This is a genomic window from Paenibacillus sp. 2KB_20, assembly GCF_052115765.1.
In the GTDB taxonomy this organism is placed as follows: domain Bacteria; phylum Bacillota; class Bacilli; order Paenibacillales; family Paenibacillaceae; genus Paenibacillus_AQ.
In genome coordinates, this window is sequence record NZ_JBFRHH010000004.1 from 541,383 (window position 1) to 555,878 (window position 14,496).

Annotated in this window: 13 protein-coding genes; 3 read left to right on the plus strand and 10 right to left on the minus strand. The window is 47.2% G+C overall.

All coding sequences use genetic code 11. From position 1 onward, the window contains the following. Position 1: 1 nt before the first annotated feature. Entirely contained in the window at positions 2-1,129 is a 1,128-nt protein-coding gene (nspC, locus tag AB4124_RS14635; protein ID WP_441973291.1) for a carboxynorspermidine decarboxylase, read from the plus strand. A gap of 48 nt (positions 1,130-1,177) precedes the next feature. Here nspC and AB4124_RS14640 read toward each other — a convergent pair whose 3' ends face one another. The 3 genes from AB4124_RS14640 to AB4124_RS14650 are packed head-to-tail and all read right to left on the minus strand — an operon-like array spanning position 1,178 to position 2,585. Continuing rightward, positions 1,178-1,636 carry an SRPBCC family protein gene (locus AB4124_RS14640; protein WP_076323647.1) on the minus strand — a complete coding sequence of 153 codons (459 nt, stop codon included), beginning with the start codon at positions 1,634-1,636 and terminating at the stop codon, positions 1,178-1,180. Beyond that, positions 1,633-2,082, minus strand: a complete 450-nt coding sequence (locus AB4124_RS14645) for an SRPBCC family protein (protein ID WP_441973292.1) — start codon at positions 2,080-2,082, stop codon at positions 1,633-1,635. Before AB4124_RS14645 ends, AB4124_RS14640 begins: the two co-directional genes overlap by 4 nt. Then, positions 2,079-2,585 (minus strand): MerR family transcriptional regulator, encoded by a 507-nt coding sequence (locus tag AB4124_RS14650; protein ID WP_339269032.1) that lies wholly within the window; start codon positions 2,583-2,585, stop codon positions 2,079-2,081. Before AB4124_RS14650 ends, AB4124_RS14645 begins: the two co-directional genes overlap by 4 nt. Positions 2,586-3,036: 451 nt before the next feature. On the opposite strand from AB4124_RS14650, the gene AB4124_RS14655 reads away from it, so the two are divergent. After that, complete coding sequence (locus AB4124_RS14655) at positions 3,037-3,741, plus strand: DUF421 domain-containing protein (RefSeq protein WP_441973293.1); 705 nt, start codon at positions 3,037-3,039, stop codon at positions 3,739-3,741. 298 nt (positions 3,742-4,039) lie between these two features. Here AB4124_RS14655 and AB4124_RS14660 read toward each other — a convergent pair whose 3' ends face one another. After that, on the minus strand, positions 4,040-4,447 hold the full coding sequence (locus AB4124_RS14660; RefSeq protein ID WP_430108703.1) for a GLUG motif-containing protein: 408 nt from the start codon (positions 4,445-4,447) through the stop codon (positions 4,040-4,042). Between the two features lie 414 nt (positions 4,448-4,861). After that, positions 4,862-6,238: an FAD-dependent oxidoreductase gene (locus AB4124_RS14665; protein WP_441973294.1), complete on the minus strand. Its 1,377-nt coding sequence runs from the start codon at positions 6,236-6,238 to the stop codon at positions 4,862-4,864. 633 nt (positions 6,239-6,871) lie between these two features. Here AB4124_RS14665 and AB4124_RS14670 point away from each other — a divergent pair. Continuing rightward, complete coding sequence (locus AB4124_RS14670; protein ID WP_430108698.1) at positions 6,872-8,035, plus strand: alpha-hydroxy-acid oxidizing protein; 1,164 nt, start codon at positions 6,872-6,874, stop codon at positions 8,033-8,035. Between the two features lie 319 nt (positions 8,036-8,354). On the opposite strand, the gene AB4124_RS14675 is transcribed toward AB4124_RS14670, so the two are convergent. The 5 genes from AB4124_RS14675 to AB4124_RS14695 form a co-directional block, all read right to left on the minus strand. Beyond that, positions 8,355-9,602: an RICIN domain-containing protein gene (locus AB4124_RS14675; RefSeq protein WP_441973295.1), complete on the minus strand. Its 1,248-nt coding sequence runs from the start codon at positions 9,600-9,602 to the stop codon at positions 8,355-8,357. Between the two features lie 705 nt (positions 9,603-10,307). Continuing rightward, the gene (locus tag AB4124_RS14680) at positions 10,308-11,261 is read right to left on the minus strand and encodes an alpha/beta hydrolase (RefSeq protein WP_430108692.1); all 954 of its coding nucleotides are present in this window, start codon (positions 11,259-11,261) and stop codon (positions 10,308-10,310) included. Positions 11,262-11,663: 402 nt separating this feature from the next. Further along, positions 11,664-12,866 carry a pectin acetylesterase-family hydrolase gene (locus AB4124_RS14685; RefSeq protein WP_441973296.1) on the minus strand — a complete coding sequence of 401 codons (1,203 nt, stop codon included), beginning with the start codon at positions 12,864-12,866 and terminating at the stop codon, positions 11,664-11,666. 413 nt (positions 12,867-13,279) lie between these two features. Continuing rightward, entirely contained in the window at positions 13,280-14,056 is a 777-nt protein-coding gene (locus AB4124_RS14690; RefSeq protein ID WP_430108686.1) for a class B sortase, read from the minus strand. 19 nt (positions 14,057-14,075) lie between these two features. Continuing rightward, on the minus strand, positions 14,076-14,496 hold a 421-nt coding region (locus AB4124_RS14695), incomplete at its 5' end, for a hypothetical protein (RefSeq protein WP_441973297.1).

Below are 14,496 nucleotides of genomic sequence, written 5' to 3' on the forward strand. Positions count from 1 at the left end.
TATGCGGTTCGAGGAATTACCGACACCCTGTTTCGTAGTCGATGAAGCACTCATCGAAAAAAACCTGAACATTTTGAACGGAGTTATGCAGCGTACGGGAGCCAAGATTGTGCTGGCGCAAAAAGCTTTTTCCATGACCGCCATGTATCCCCTCATCGGACAATACTTAAGCGGCACGACTGCGAGCGGTTTATTCGAAGCGCGGCTGGGTCACGAGGAAATGGGTAAAGAAAATCACGTCTTTGCGCCTGCCTATCGTGAAGATGAAATCGACGAAATTATTTCCATTTGCGACCATATTGTCTTTAATTCCTTCTCCCAGTTGGAAAAGTATAAAACAAAAGCTCTTGCTGCGGGTAGAAAAGTAGGCCTTCGCGTCAATCCGGAATGCTCGACGCAAGAGGGACATGAAATCTATGACCCCTGTTCGCCGGGGTCCAGATTTGGCGTGAAACGAGAGGATTTCCGGCCGGAACTGCTCGAAGGCGTTTCAGGACTACACTTCCATACCCTGTGCCAACAGAACTCGGATGATTTGGAGACCACGCTGAATGCGGTCGAAGACAAGTTCGGGCAATGGCTGCCGCAGATGGAATGGATCAATTTCGGTGGCGGTCACCATATCACGAGAGACGACTATGATATCCCGAGACTCGAAGCTTGCATTAAGAGGATGCAGGAGAAATACGGTTTAGAAGTCTACCTCGAACCCGGAGAAGCCATCGCACTCAATGCGGGCTATATGGTCACCTCCGTGCTGGATATCCATCGAAACGGCATAGAAATCGCGATCGTGGACACGTCCGCTACTTGCCATATGCCCGATGTTCTGGAAATGCCTTATCGTCCGCCACTCGTCGATTCGGGCGAAGCCGGGGAGAAACCATACACCTATCGGCTTGGTGGTCCGACCTGCCTGACGGGTGATGTCATCGGAGACTATTCCTTCGATCAGCCCCTTAAGAACGGTGACAGATTAGTGTTTGAAGATATGGCGATCTACTCCATGGTCAAAACCAACACCTTCAACGGCATGCCGCTGCCGGCCATCGCCGTGCAGGAGAAAGACGGCAACTGCCGCGTCGTACGCGAGTTCGGCTATCAGGATTTTAAGATGAGACTTGCGTAATGAATAACCAAAGCCTTAGCCCTGCAATAAGGGTTAAGGCTTTTTGGTCTAGTTCAGTTTAACAGGGCTATCGGCCAATTCCGCCAGCACCTTGCCAAGTCGGTCAAGCTGCTGTTCATTAGCTTCTATACAGATGGGCTTAGCTTGTTCAAACTCCTCTTTTTTCTTGAAAAGTTGACGGAAGGTGACCCTGGTCCGGCCATCGAAGCCCTCGAAGGTAGCCGTTACCCGAAATTCATGAACGTTTAGATGATCAATCACGACCCGCTCCGTCGGCACAATCTCAACAAAGACGTTATGGTTAGGATAATCCACGCCATCCGGTCCGTGCATGGTGAACTTCCACGTACCTCCCGGCCTCATATCGCATTCGTGAAACGTATTCGTGAAGCCTTGCGGTCCCCACCACTTTGCCAATAAACCAGGGGTCGTCCATGCCTGAAATACAAGTTCCCGCGGGACATCGTACTCGCGCGAAGCAATAAGTTCATTCTCACCTATAGTCATGTTCCTACCTCCCCTTCTACTACCTTGCCCAGTGTGTCCAACATGATGTTTGTACCGTGTTCTCGTATTTCTGGGGTATCATGTCCGTCAAAGAATGCACCTTGCTCTGTGAAAATCAAATTCGTACCGCCCTCCACCTTGATAAGCTCGACCGTTGTGATCGACACGGAGAAGCGTACGCCGCCCGAATCCAGTGTGTACGTATAGACAATGCGCTGCTCTGGAACAAGCTCCTGGTAGCTGGCGTCGAAGGTAAAGATCGGCCCTTCGGGCGGCCCGCCGCTGCTGTACTCGCGCCCTCCAACCTGGAAATCAAAGATGTCTGGCTTCGAAAACCACTTGGCTTTGGCAATCGGATCAGCCCATGCGTGATAAACCCTCTCCGGCGAAGCGGCATAAGTCCGCTCCACGACAAAGGTTCCATGCTTGACGAATCGTTCGTTCATTGATTTTCCTCCTTATGTTCCGGATTTCCGCTCTCCTCGGCAAGAAAGTCTCCCAAAAGGTCCAAATGTCGCCCCCAACTGGTTTGCCGCTCAATGACCGGTTTCTCAAATCCGTTCTTCATCGCTTGCAGAAGGCTCGTGAAATCTTCAACCGTTAATTCAGATTTGCCCTGCATAAGCTTGGATACATGTCTGAGCTGCTCCAATAGTTTCTGTTGCTGCTTGATCTGTTCTTGGATTTGATTTATCTGCAGGCCCACGATCTCAAGCGGACTGATCTGTCCGCCAGTTAAGGCCGACTTAATCTCCACGAGAGATAACCCCAGCTCCTTAAGCGATAATATCTGGTGTAATCGTGACAAGTCCAATTCATTGTAAAGCCTGTGGCCGGATTCCGTTTGTCCTGACGGAGAGAACAACCCGATTTGATCATAAAACCGCAAGGTTCGTACGGTAAGCCCCGTCAGCTTGGCAAGATCACCGACCTTCCAATGTCTCTTCATGAACCATCTCCACTCTTTGGCGCTAGCTATGTACCGGTAGCTCTATTGTAAAACATTACGTTACGTAAGGTGCAAGCGAAATCGTGACGCTGCTTCGTACGATCCAGAGGCTGTAATCAAGCATGTATAACCCGCACAGAAGGACCGAAGTAATTAGCAGCCTAATCCGTCGGTGTTTTTAAAGGAAAGCGAGTGAAAGGATGCGGGAGAAGCTAGCGTATGCTTCCGAATCGAAAGCACCTTTCACTGCTGCCTCCTTCTGCCGATATCATTTGTTCACCTTATATAAAGCCTGGTTATCAAACTTCCGACTTATCGGTCATTTAGAGAGGCATCAACACGCATAGCATAGCTAAAAATGACCCGTGGTTATGGTTTGCCCGCAATCTGTCAATAATGATAAGGACCACTAAAGCGGAAATCCAATATATAAAAGGAGGTGCAAAAGAAATTGCAGGAATACATGGAGATTATCATACGAACTGCTTCGGCTTTCCTTCTCCTTCTAATCATATCGAGGATACTCGGGAAACAAACGATTTCCAACATGACCTTTCACGATTTTGTTAGCGGCATTACGCTGGGAGGCATTACCGCAAATCTGGCATTTAACAAAAATATCTCTCACTGGGCCCTGATTGTTTCCTTATTGGTTTTCTTCGGCATTGCCTACCTTATGTCTGTACTTGCTTTAAAAAACAGAGCACTGAGCAGGTTGATTTCCGGTACTCCCACCGTGATTATTGAGAATGGAAAAATTCTTGAGAATAACATGAGGAAGATTCGATACACGTTGGATTCCTTAAATCAATCCTTGCGGGAGAAAAATATTTTTAATATCGAGGAAGTCGAATACGCCATCATGGAGGATCACGGGAAACTCACCATCAAGAAGAAAAGCGAGTACGAATGGGTTACCCGAAAAGATTTAAAACTGCATCCGGCTGCCGTCAATTCGTTTCCGGTTGAACTGATTATAGACGGGAAAATAATCGAAGACAATCTCACGGAAAATGGGTTGACTTCCCAATGGCTGGAGAGCGAACTAAAAAAGAGAAATAAGGCTGTCTCGGATGTTTTTTATGCAGTAAAGGGTACGCAGAACAAACTATTTTTTGATTACTATCAAGATAACATCCAAAAACCGATAGACTAATGATAAAAATCTATAAATCCCTAGTCACCCTACTTATGTTACGGCTCAGCTTAACAGGTCTATCGGCCAAAAATGCAAAAGGAGCTGCCGCGGCATAGGATTGCCAGCATTCTTTGCTCATTAAATTAAACAAAGCTCAATCCCGCCTATATAAATACCTTTGCCGGCATAATAATTGTCTTGCCGCTCTAGCAGTCTCATTGGCTTGCCCATGAAGGTAGGAGGGTGCGGCATCTGGTTTGCGATCCATCACTCTCCCGTTCCTACAAAGGCCGAAAAAGTGATCTGAAGTGTGACTTCAGAATCCATGCCTAGGTTGACTCTCTCCATATCTAACTGGCTCTTCTTCGTTGCCTTCTGATACGGATTGTAAAACAGGTCGTTTCGCCATATTGTCCCATCTCCAAATATAAGTCCCAACCCAACCGTTGCTTCTAAGCCCCTGGACGGCTCCGGATGCATACACGTTTTCGGTTAAGCTGCCTGAGTTTGTAATTCCAATTAGACCTCCAGCTTGGTTCAGCTGGGCCGTTACATCTGCCGTAGAATAGCTGTTTCTCACGATGCCATTGGAATAGCCCGCTAGACCGCCCACTGTGCTGGAGCCTTCGATTGTGCCCGTTACATAACTATTCTCTACCGTTCCGTTGTTCGTATTAACGAGTATACCGATATTACTTCCGCCAGTGACGCTTGCATCGACCATAGCTATGTTTTTAATCGTTCCGCCATTGAGATGAAATAAGCCGCCATTTTCTGATTTAAAATGGTCTAAAGATTTATGATTTCCGCAAAAATGCCAAGGAAAGGCGTCCCCTTAAATAGGGGTTCAAACAGCTTTCCTTCAAAATCAAGATCATTCTCTAGTATATAATTTTCATTTGGAAACTCTGAAATCGTCTTTAATTCGCTAATCGAACGAATGATGTAGTACCCATCTTCGTTTTGCTCAAGCTTCGGCTTTGGAATATGATCTTCGTTAATTTCCTCCAAATTACTTTGCAGTAATGGACGCTTGGCATCTTCATTCCAGATCCAGATCGAATCAAAAATCCCAACCGAGAGTCTTAAAGTTGCCGGCAGTTTAAGTTATAACAGAAGCTTCACGCCTAAGGGAAAATTACGCTTTGACTGAAGAAAACAAATCATTCAAAGCTTCACCCATGGTTGGGTGCGTAAAGATATGATCCCTTAGGAAGGTAAACGGTTGTTCCATCTGAATCGCCATGCTCACCATATTGATGACCTCGCTAGATTCCGCACAGAACAAGGTTGCTCCAAGAATCTTATTCGTATCGGCATCTACAATCGCCTTCATGAATCCGTCTGTTTCCTGGATTAAACGCGCACGAGGTATCGCGGCTGCAGAAAGCTTTGCCACCTTAATGCTGTACCCTATCTGACGTGCTTCTTCCTCACTGAGGCCGACGCGGGACAGCGGAGGATCAATGAACATGCTGTAAGGAACATTGATTCGATCTGCGGTATGACGGGTACCATTCCCAAAGAGATCGTCTTTCACGATTCGATAATCATCGAGCGATATATAAGTAAACTGTAGCCCACCCTTTACATCGCCTAATGCCCAGATATGGGGGACGGATGTTCTTAGATGCGCATTAACTTGGATAGCACCACGTTCATCTAGCTTGACACCTGCTGCTTCCAGATTAAGTCCATCTACATTTGGTTTTCTACCCGTTGCCAGTAAAATAGCATTCGCATGCAGTTCTTCAGCATTGCCCGCTACCTCATAGGATAGAACCGTTCCCTCTTGCGTATCTTTGAGTCCAATGACTTTAGCATTCAGTTTAATATCAATACCCTTCTTAGAAAGGACATCATAAACAGCATCCGCAACATCTCGATCTTCACGCGCAATGAACTTTGGTCCTCCTTCTAAAACGGTTACTTCCGAGCCAAATTGACGATAGATGGAGGCAAATTCTAAACCTATATAGCCGCCACCGATAATCGCCAGCTTCTTCGGCAGCTTTCTCAGATTTAAGAGGGATGTGCTCGTGTAAACATGCTGACTCTCCCGAATTCCCGCAATATTAGGGATGACCGTCTCGGCACCTGTATTAATAAAGATTCGAGGTGCAGATAAAATCGTTATCACTTTATTTGAAGTGACCTGCACTTCATGGTCGGACACAAACGATGCTTTTCCATCAAATACTTGAATATTTTCATGCTGAGCTAGATTGTTATAGTTCTTCTGACGCAGGAAGGCAGTGAGTTCATCCTTTTGCTGAATGGCTTGATCATAATGAGCGAGCTGCACCTTCGGATCTTGAACCTCTTTAACTTGTTCTTGTTTTGCTTGGTGAGCTAAGAATTTCGTTGGTATGCAAGCGATATTGATACAAGTTCCTCCATACATCTTATGGGATCGCTCGATAACCGCCACCCTCCAATTGTGGTTAGCGAGCTCCACAGCTAGTGTTTTTCCACCTTTTCCAAATCCAATAATGATGGCATCAAATGTTGTCATCTAAAATTCCCCCTACGTTTAATTTCGAGACTGAGGAGCCAAAATATATGATTTCATGGCACTCACAGCTTCTTGTGCAGACCATGAAGCACTTGCTACAAGACCAAAGTTTAGTTTCCCCGCATTGTAAGCATCCATACCTGAAGCAGCCGTCGCATCGTAAACGACACCTGCTTCAAAGCCCTAAAATTTTATGTAGGCTTGTAATGATGGTCTTGCCATCGCTGATCGAGGATGCGCTTCAAATCCTCGACTCGGAAACGCCATATCCGTGGCGTACGGGGATCGTCAGGAGGAAGGTTCAGCGTCCTCGGGTCGAGATGAGTGGGTTGAATGACCACGCAGCGTGCATCTTTTGGCTTGCTCCGCCATGAAGGCAGGAGGTTGCGGCATCTCCGATCCGCGAGGAGCCGTAATGAGGTTGTGGTATTGATATCTGAATCGATTTATTAGTGACTAATTTTCCAACCATTTGTCCAAGCTAGAACTGCGGTGAGCATTCTTATTTAGGCTGAAAGGGTTGACCCTTTTTCAAAATGGCTGGGCATTCAGTCAAGGAGATTTTGGAGACGTTCCTATAATCAAACTTAGTGTAGGGGAAATGTCCCCAAAAAAATTGAGGGGGATATTCGGATGGCTATGGATAGCGAAACAATACAAATGGACTTTTATCAATGCGGTGATGAGGCCGCAAAGCTATTGCCAGTATCGTTCGACGAATGGGAAACCCGGGCAAAGGAAATTCTCGCTGCCGCGCCATTTGGCTACGTTTATGGCGCAGCAGGGGCAGGCGATACACATCGTGGCAATGTAGATGCTTTTCAGAAATATCGAATAAGACCACGGGTGTGTTGTGACATTACAAAACGTGACCTCTCGGTATCGATTTTTGGAACCCAATTCCCCGTTCCTTTCCTACTAGCACCGATCGGAGTCAATACAATTCTCCATCCCGATGGTGAGCTTGCCCCCGCTAAAGCCGCGGCGAAATGTGGAGTACCTTATATACTCAGCAACGTTTCCAGTGTATCTATGGAACAACTGGCAAAAGAGGTGGGAGATGGTGTTAGATGGTTCCAACTTTATCCCCCTAAAGATCACGAACTTACAAAGAGTTTCCTAAAACGTGCGGAGGATTCCGGATTCAAGGCCATCGTTGTCACAGTGGATTCGACACTCCTTGGCTGGCGCGAGACTGACTTACGTAACGCATACCTACCGTTCCTTACAGGACACGGGATGGGTAATTATTTCTCTGATCCAATCTTTTGTTCAAAGCTCAGGGAAGCACCTGATAAAAACGTCAAAGCAGCGGCCTTGAAAGCCTTAGATGAAGGGAACAATACCTGTTTTACTTGGAAGGAACTTGACTTTATTCGTGAACATACCCGGTTGCCCCTACTTATTAAAGGAATTACACACCCGGACGATGCCATTTTGGCTTTGGAACATGGCGTTGACGGTATCATTGTTTCGAACCATGGAGGTAGGCAGCTTGACGGAGCCGTAGCTACTTTGGACGTCTTGCCTTCCATTAGTGAATCGATACAGGGGAAAATCCCAATCATCATGGATAGCGGTATTCGTAGAGGAGCGGATGTCATAAAGGCCATCGCTCTTGGCGCTACTGCCGTCCTACTCGGTCGCCCGTATGCTTACGCCTTGGCTGTTGCAGGAGAAACCGGGGTAGAAGAGGTGATTAAACACCTTGTTGCCGAAACCGAACTGCAACTAGCTATATCTGGACGAGGCTCCATTCAAGAGGTGGACCAATCCCTTATCATGAAAGTGAAATGACCAATGCCAGCGGGGATGGGGGGCTTGTATGAATCTTTAATTTTTTCTGGGAAGCTATGGTCGTAATATTCGTCCAATTCTGTTTACTGTTCATTGCAGGCAAAAATAATCGTGATCCAGTACCTTGGCTCCTTTTTGAGGGGCCCTTTTCATTTTAAGGAGGAATGCACGAATGAGGATCATGACACAGCAGGACTTTCATGTCCTGTTACCGCGCCGACGACGGGGGTGTGGTCTGAAGAACTGCAAAGTTACGTGGACAGATGGGTAACGTTAAGCATCGGAAGAACGGCGGTCATCATCGGATCTTAAAAGCTGCTTATTGTAATCGGATCAGGTTCCACTTCTGGGCGCCGGTGCCGTTGTCCATCCAGATTTGCACGTTTGTCCCGTTGGCCGTGCCCGAAGAGGCGACGTCCAGCACTTTGCCGCTGTTCGGGTTGATAAGCTTGTAAGTGCCGTCCGCGTTCCGGGTGATATTCCATGTCTGCGCGGCATTGCCCAAGTCGGTCCATACCTGTACGTTCGTCCCGTTGGCCGTGCCCGATCCCGCCACGTCTAGCGCGATGGCGCTATTCATGTTAATCAATTTGTAAGTGCCGTTCGCATTGCGGTAGATTGTCCATTTTTGCGCGTCGGTGCCGTTGTCGGTCCAGATTTGCACGTTCGTGCCGGGCGCCGTTCCAGAGCCCGAGACGTCCAAGGCTTTGCCGCTGTTCAGATTGATCAATTTGTAAGTGCCGCCGGATACGATGTCTCCAGGCGGATTCGCGACATCTTGGTAAACCCTAACGTAATCGATGTACATTTTGGCCGGGAACGGGGTCGAGGCGTTCGGAGAGCCTGGCCAATTGCCGCCCACCGCCATGTTGAGCAGCAAAAAATGCTCCTTGTGGAACTCTTCCGTCGAATTGATATTGTTCTCGATATTGGCTTCCCAGAACTGGACGCCGTCGACGAACCATTTGATCGCGCTTGGCGTCCATTCGATGGAATAGACGTGGTATTGGGTCACGTCGAACGAATGACTGGGTCCGCCATACGAGGCGTGACCGTTGGCATCCCAATGGATATACCCGTACGTGTTGTTCTCGTTATTGACGTGCTCCATAATGTCGATCTCGCCGCTTCTGGGCCAGCCTACTGTTCCGATGTCCGCGCCGAGCATCCAGAACGCCGGCCAGATCCCCTGTCCCTTCGGCAGCTTGATTTTCGCTTCGATTCTTCCGTATTTGAAGCTCTTTTTTCCTTGGGTTTTCAAGCGGGCCGAAGTATAATTCATCCCCCCGTAGGATTCCCGTTTCGCCTCGATCACAAGATTGCCGTTTTCGATCCGGGCGTTATCCGAACGGCTCGTATAATATTGCAGTTCGTTGTTGCCCCATCCTCCGCTGCCGGTGCCGATTTCGAATGTCCAATTGTTGGCGTTGATCGCAGGCCTGTCGAATTCGTCGCTCCATACGAGCGAATAAGCCGCGTTAGCGTTGGGAGCGGGGAACAATGCCGCCACGAGCGCCGCGATCAGAAGAATGAAATACGTCTGTTTGCTTTTGAACAATCGCATCATTATAAATCCCTCCTCAGTAATTTGGATTTCAGACGATTTACCCGATTGCACGCCAATTGTTTTCAGATTCGCCTCCTTCGGAAGATAATAATAAAGCGCTTACAATAATAGTTTATCATAAACTAGTACATCCTAAAAATAGTTATTAATTCCTGTTTTAAACAATTTTTACGGACTGTTTTACACTTCCGATTGTCGAAAGGGCACGAGGAGCCGCGAAACGAATGAATAACGATCCGTCATAATGAGAGGGTCCAAACGACCCTGAACGCTGGCTCCGATAATCGATTAACAGCCGCTATACAAAATGGCTGTCCCACAAGGTCGTTATAGTTCACCTGAGGGAAAGCCATTTTTGCAGGAAAAATCAATTTTTCATTAAACATCCCTATTATTTAAAATTCCCCCAAGTTTCAGTATTATACATAGAGTATTATCACTTTCCGACCCGTTTACCCACTGGAATACTCTAGCTTATTTCTATGTAGGGACACCTGACCTCGTAACGGCAAACGCCTTGTTTGTATCGTAAAAGCAGTTCAAATCACTATTAACGAAGACGTGATCACTTCTCTGATCAAAAAGAACAAAAAAACCTTAACGTCTCAGAGGCAATAAATTACTTTATATCACATACGCTTTGACTTCGGGCAAATGAAACGCCTCTGTCACATCGGAGGCCGTTTATCAGCACCCACTTACCTATTATTGAAATCCGCCTTTTAGCCAAGCGCCGGCTAATGCAATCGCACCGCGGGCGGCTAACGTATCTGCCAAATCATTCAGCATAACGAAATCATGAATGATTCCTTGATAACGCACCGTCGTGACGTCCACGCCAGCCTCTCGAAGCTTATTCCCGTAGGCTTCGCCCTCATCTCGAAGAACGTCGGCTTCAGCCGTGATGATGAGAGCCGGAGGGAGATCACGAAGCTGGTCGATGGAGGCTCTCAGAGGAGAGGTATAGATTTCATTCAACTCTTCCGGTTTGTTGGTATACTGTTCCCAGAACCAAGCCATCCCATCACGGCGCAGGAAGTACCCTTCGGCGAATTCATGGTACGAGTCCGTATCCATTCCGGCATCCGTAACCGGATAGAACAGCAGTTGTCGTTTGATCTCGGGGCCTTTTCTTTCCTTAGCTATCAACGTAATGGCCGCTGTCATATTGCCGCCGACGCTGTCGCCCCCGATGGAGATATGATCTGAATTCAGGCCATGAGCTTTGCCGGAGGAAGCGATCCATTGCAGTGTAGCATAGATCTCTTCAAGGGCTGTCGGATATTTGACTTCGGGAGACAAGCTGTAATTAGGAAATACGATGGCGGATCCGCTTCTGACCGCCAGCTCTCGAATCAGCCGGTCGTGGGTATGGGCATTGCCGAACACCCATCCTGCGCCATGAATGTACAAAACAGTTTTAAGCAATTGTCCGGCCGTGTTCTTCGGACGTAGGATCCGAATGGACACTTGACCGCTTGGTCCGCCTGGGATGCTGAGATCCTCAATATCTACATCCTGTTTCTTGACATCTCCCGATTGAACTTCGTCTACCGTAACTCTTCCCTTCTCAGGTCCAAGATGGAATAAGTAGGGTGGATTCGCAGTAGCCTCAACGAATTGTTGTGCGGCAGGCTCAAGAATAATTTTTTTGGTCATGTTTATCATTCTCCTCTATCATTATTAATTGCAGGAAATTAAATTGTGCGGAACGGATAACCGAGTATTCGTTTAATCATGAACGTTCCCGTCACTGGAAGCAGCCAATGATCCGTCCCAATGTACTCGTTAGGATCAATATTATGGCTTAGGTATATGCTCTTCAGATAGACGGCACTTCATACAACAGGTTAGCTTTGGCGGCAACGATTCCCTTAGGGTCGCCGAGAGCCTAAAAGGACAGTTCTGCTTTCCTCAGACAGCTTAGGACGAACGATTCGTATTTTCTGGATAATATCGGTAAACGCCCCTTTGCATCTCACCTACTTGTGATACGGTTCAGCTTAACGGGAAGCGAAAAATAAGAAGGAGTGGACCCCCTAGACCTTATAACCGACAGTGTCAGCCCTCTTTCTCTACAAAATGCCGACCCACGGAGTAATATTCATCCTTATTCACGGCATCGTCCAGCCACTTCATCAGCTTTACTCCGTCCTGTTCGGCTGTGTAAAAATGATTTAATGGGGAGAGTGTATGTGGTGTCCTGCCCGTCTTCTCGTTAAGACCGTAATCCGTGATGTAATAATAGTAGCCTGGCAATACTTCAGTTAGCTCTCCGGCAGATTGCAGCATACGGGCCGACCAGCGATGCACATATTCGCCATCGTCCGAAACGTCACCATTCAGATCCTTTTCAAAGTCGAACAGCAGCTCGTCATAAAGCGTATTGGACTGCAAAAGAACCGCATTGTCCGGGAGCAGCTTGCGGTTCGACGCGAATACGGACGAAATCAAATCTCCGTGGACTTCATAACCAAAGGTTGCTGCAAAGTTGGCCTTCCATTCGTTATCGATAATATCCGGCCAGCGGTCGACATTTAAGTAGGAGCCGTCCGAATATTGATAAATGCGGGCATCCGGGTAGCGTTTCGCAATCTCAGGCGCCCAGAACGCAGCTCCGAATCCTCCGGCGCTTTCTCCCGCGATGAGGATCTTTTCCGGCGCAGCGAAATGGTTTGCAATCCATGCCAATGCTGCGCGCGTATTGGCTTGACCGTTGTAACGCATTGTAAACGGCTTGCCTTTGGCGTCCGTATATTCCTTGGATGCATTCCCGATATGCAGATCACCAGTAGAATAAGGGATATATACAATATTCCAATCCTTGAACGGATTGTCAGGGTTATTATTTTTCAACAGGCCGCCAAGCGTACTTACTTTAAAGAATGGAATGTTCGGAAAGTAATATTTGATCTCACCGTTCTTCATTACATTACTCAGACTGATCGGCTGCGCGGCAGTCACCGCATCCCAGGCCACACCGCCCCCAGAAAAATAAATGATCAATTTATCTTCAGTAGCTGCTCCCTTATTGGCAAGTAAATAGTATTCCGAACCGTCGGCAGAAATTACTTGTGCATCCTGGTCAAACTTGATTTTATTCCAGACATAGCGCTCCGCAGCAGCCCATTTATCCGGTTCAGCAGGCTTTTCAAGCATGAAGAAATAAACATAACCCGCCAAAACACCCAAAATAAGTGCAATTGCACCGATCGCAGTCAGGAGAATCTTGTTGATTCTTTCCACTGTTTTCTTTTTTGCCACTCAAAGACCGTCCTTTCAACCATAAAGTAGTCCACAAGTTTTTCAATCTTCGTGTTCATGCTGATTTTAACGTCCAGTGTGAATTTAAGCACGATAAAATTTAGAGCGCTGTTTATGCTACTGATCTAAAAATAGATTATGTTGAATTAGTGCTCGAAACCAGGGGTCAAAGTGTGGCGAATTATAACTTAGATGTCCTCTATCTCATACACTCGCCAACAATCTCAAACTTCAACAACACCCCAATTTTCCGCCGTCACTTATGGTACGTTTCAGCTTAACGGATCCATCGAAAAATAAGGGCTCCTAAACGGGTACCCCCTAAACTTGGATCAAAAGAAACCTAAAAAAATCGCGTCCTCCAAGGGAGAACACGATATAAAACAGCTTGACTCCGTATTTCAACATCGTCATTAACGCTTTCGGGCGACCACCGCTAACCGGCCGTTTTCGGTCGAGTACTCGCACGTAGACAGTACAATAAGCTTGTCGCCATATCGGGCTGTTACGCCCGTGTCATAAAGAGCGAGTTTTTTGATGTTCTGAACATACGAATCGAACTCGGCGGGTGCACTTACATTCTCAATCTGGTAGTATTTAAAAACATCGTCCGATTTGCGATAAACTTGTGACAGAATAACGGCAACAATCTCATATTCTTCCTTTTCGTAAAGCGTGCTGAACTGGAACGAAGCATGCTCTTTATAAAAGCTTTCGTTCTTGTATTTCATTAAATCCTTAAACATCCAGCCGCTTTTCATGTGATGTCCATGAATCAGCAAAATGTCCGAACCGTTGGTCCGGCTATGCGCATCCAAAAAGGGGAGGCCGCCTTTGTTTTCCTTTTTATCGAAATCATGATTGAGATAGTACTCCGCATCCTGTGGATTCTGCATGACCGGGTACTCAATTCGGGTGCCGTCAATCTTCAGCCAGCCGACGATGTCCGAGTTCCTCTCGTAAAGCTCTCGAAATTCGGTAAGCATGACCGGCTCATTCGCCTTATTAAACAAAAGGGAGGGGAATGCATCCCCTCCGCCTTTGTCCGACCCTTCCTCCCAAGCTTTTGTCAGCTCTTCGATTTTCTGCTTCTCAGCATAATTCTGCAAGAGAGTTCTCGCAAAACTGACGAGAGAAAATACCAACACAAGGAAGGAAACGGCGATAAGAAATTTTTTAGTTTTGCTCATTTTCTTACCGCCTTTCCGGTCACTGGATGTACTTTTTCTTCTTGTTACCGAGTAGACAGAACCCGATCGTCATCAAGGACATCAGCGCCAAAGCCAGATAGAAGATTGGCGATACGCTGTTGTCTCCGGTTTTCGGAGTATCGTCCAGCTCGTTGCCAACGTTGCCGGTTCCGTTGTTACCGTTGTCGGTTCCGCTGTTACCTTTGTCGGTTCCGTTGTTACCGTTGTCGGTTCCGTTGTTACCGTTGTCGGTTCCATCGTTACCGTTGTCGATTCCATTGTTACCGTTGTCGGTTCCGCTGTTACCGTTGTCGGTTCCATCGTTACCGTTGTCGGTTCCATCGTTACCGTTGTCGGTTCCATCGTTACCGTTGTCGGTTCCATCGTTACCGTTGTCGGTTCCATCGTTACCGTTGTCGGTTCCATCGTTACCGTTGTCG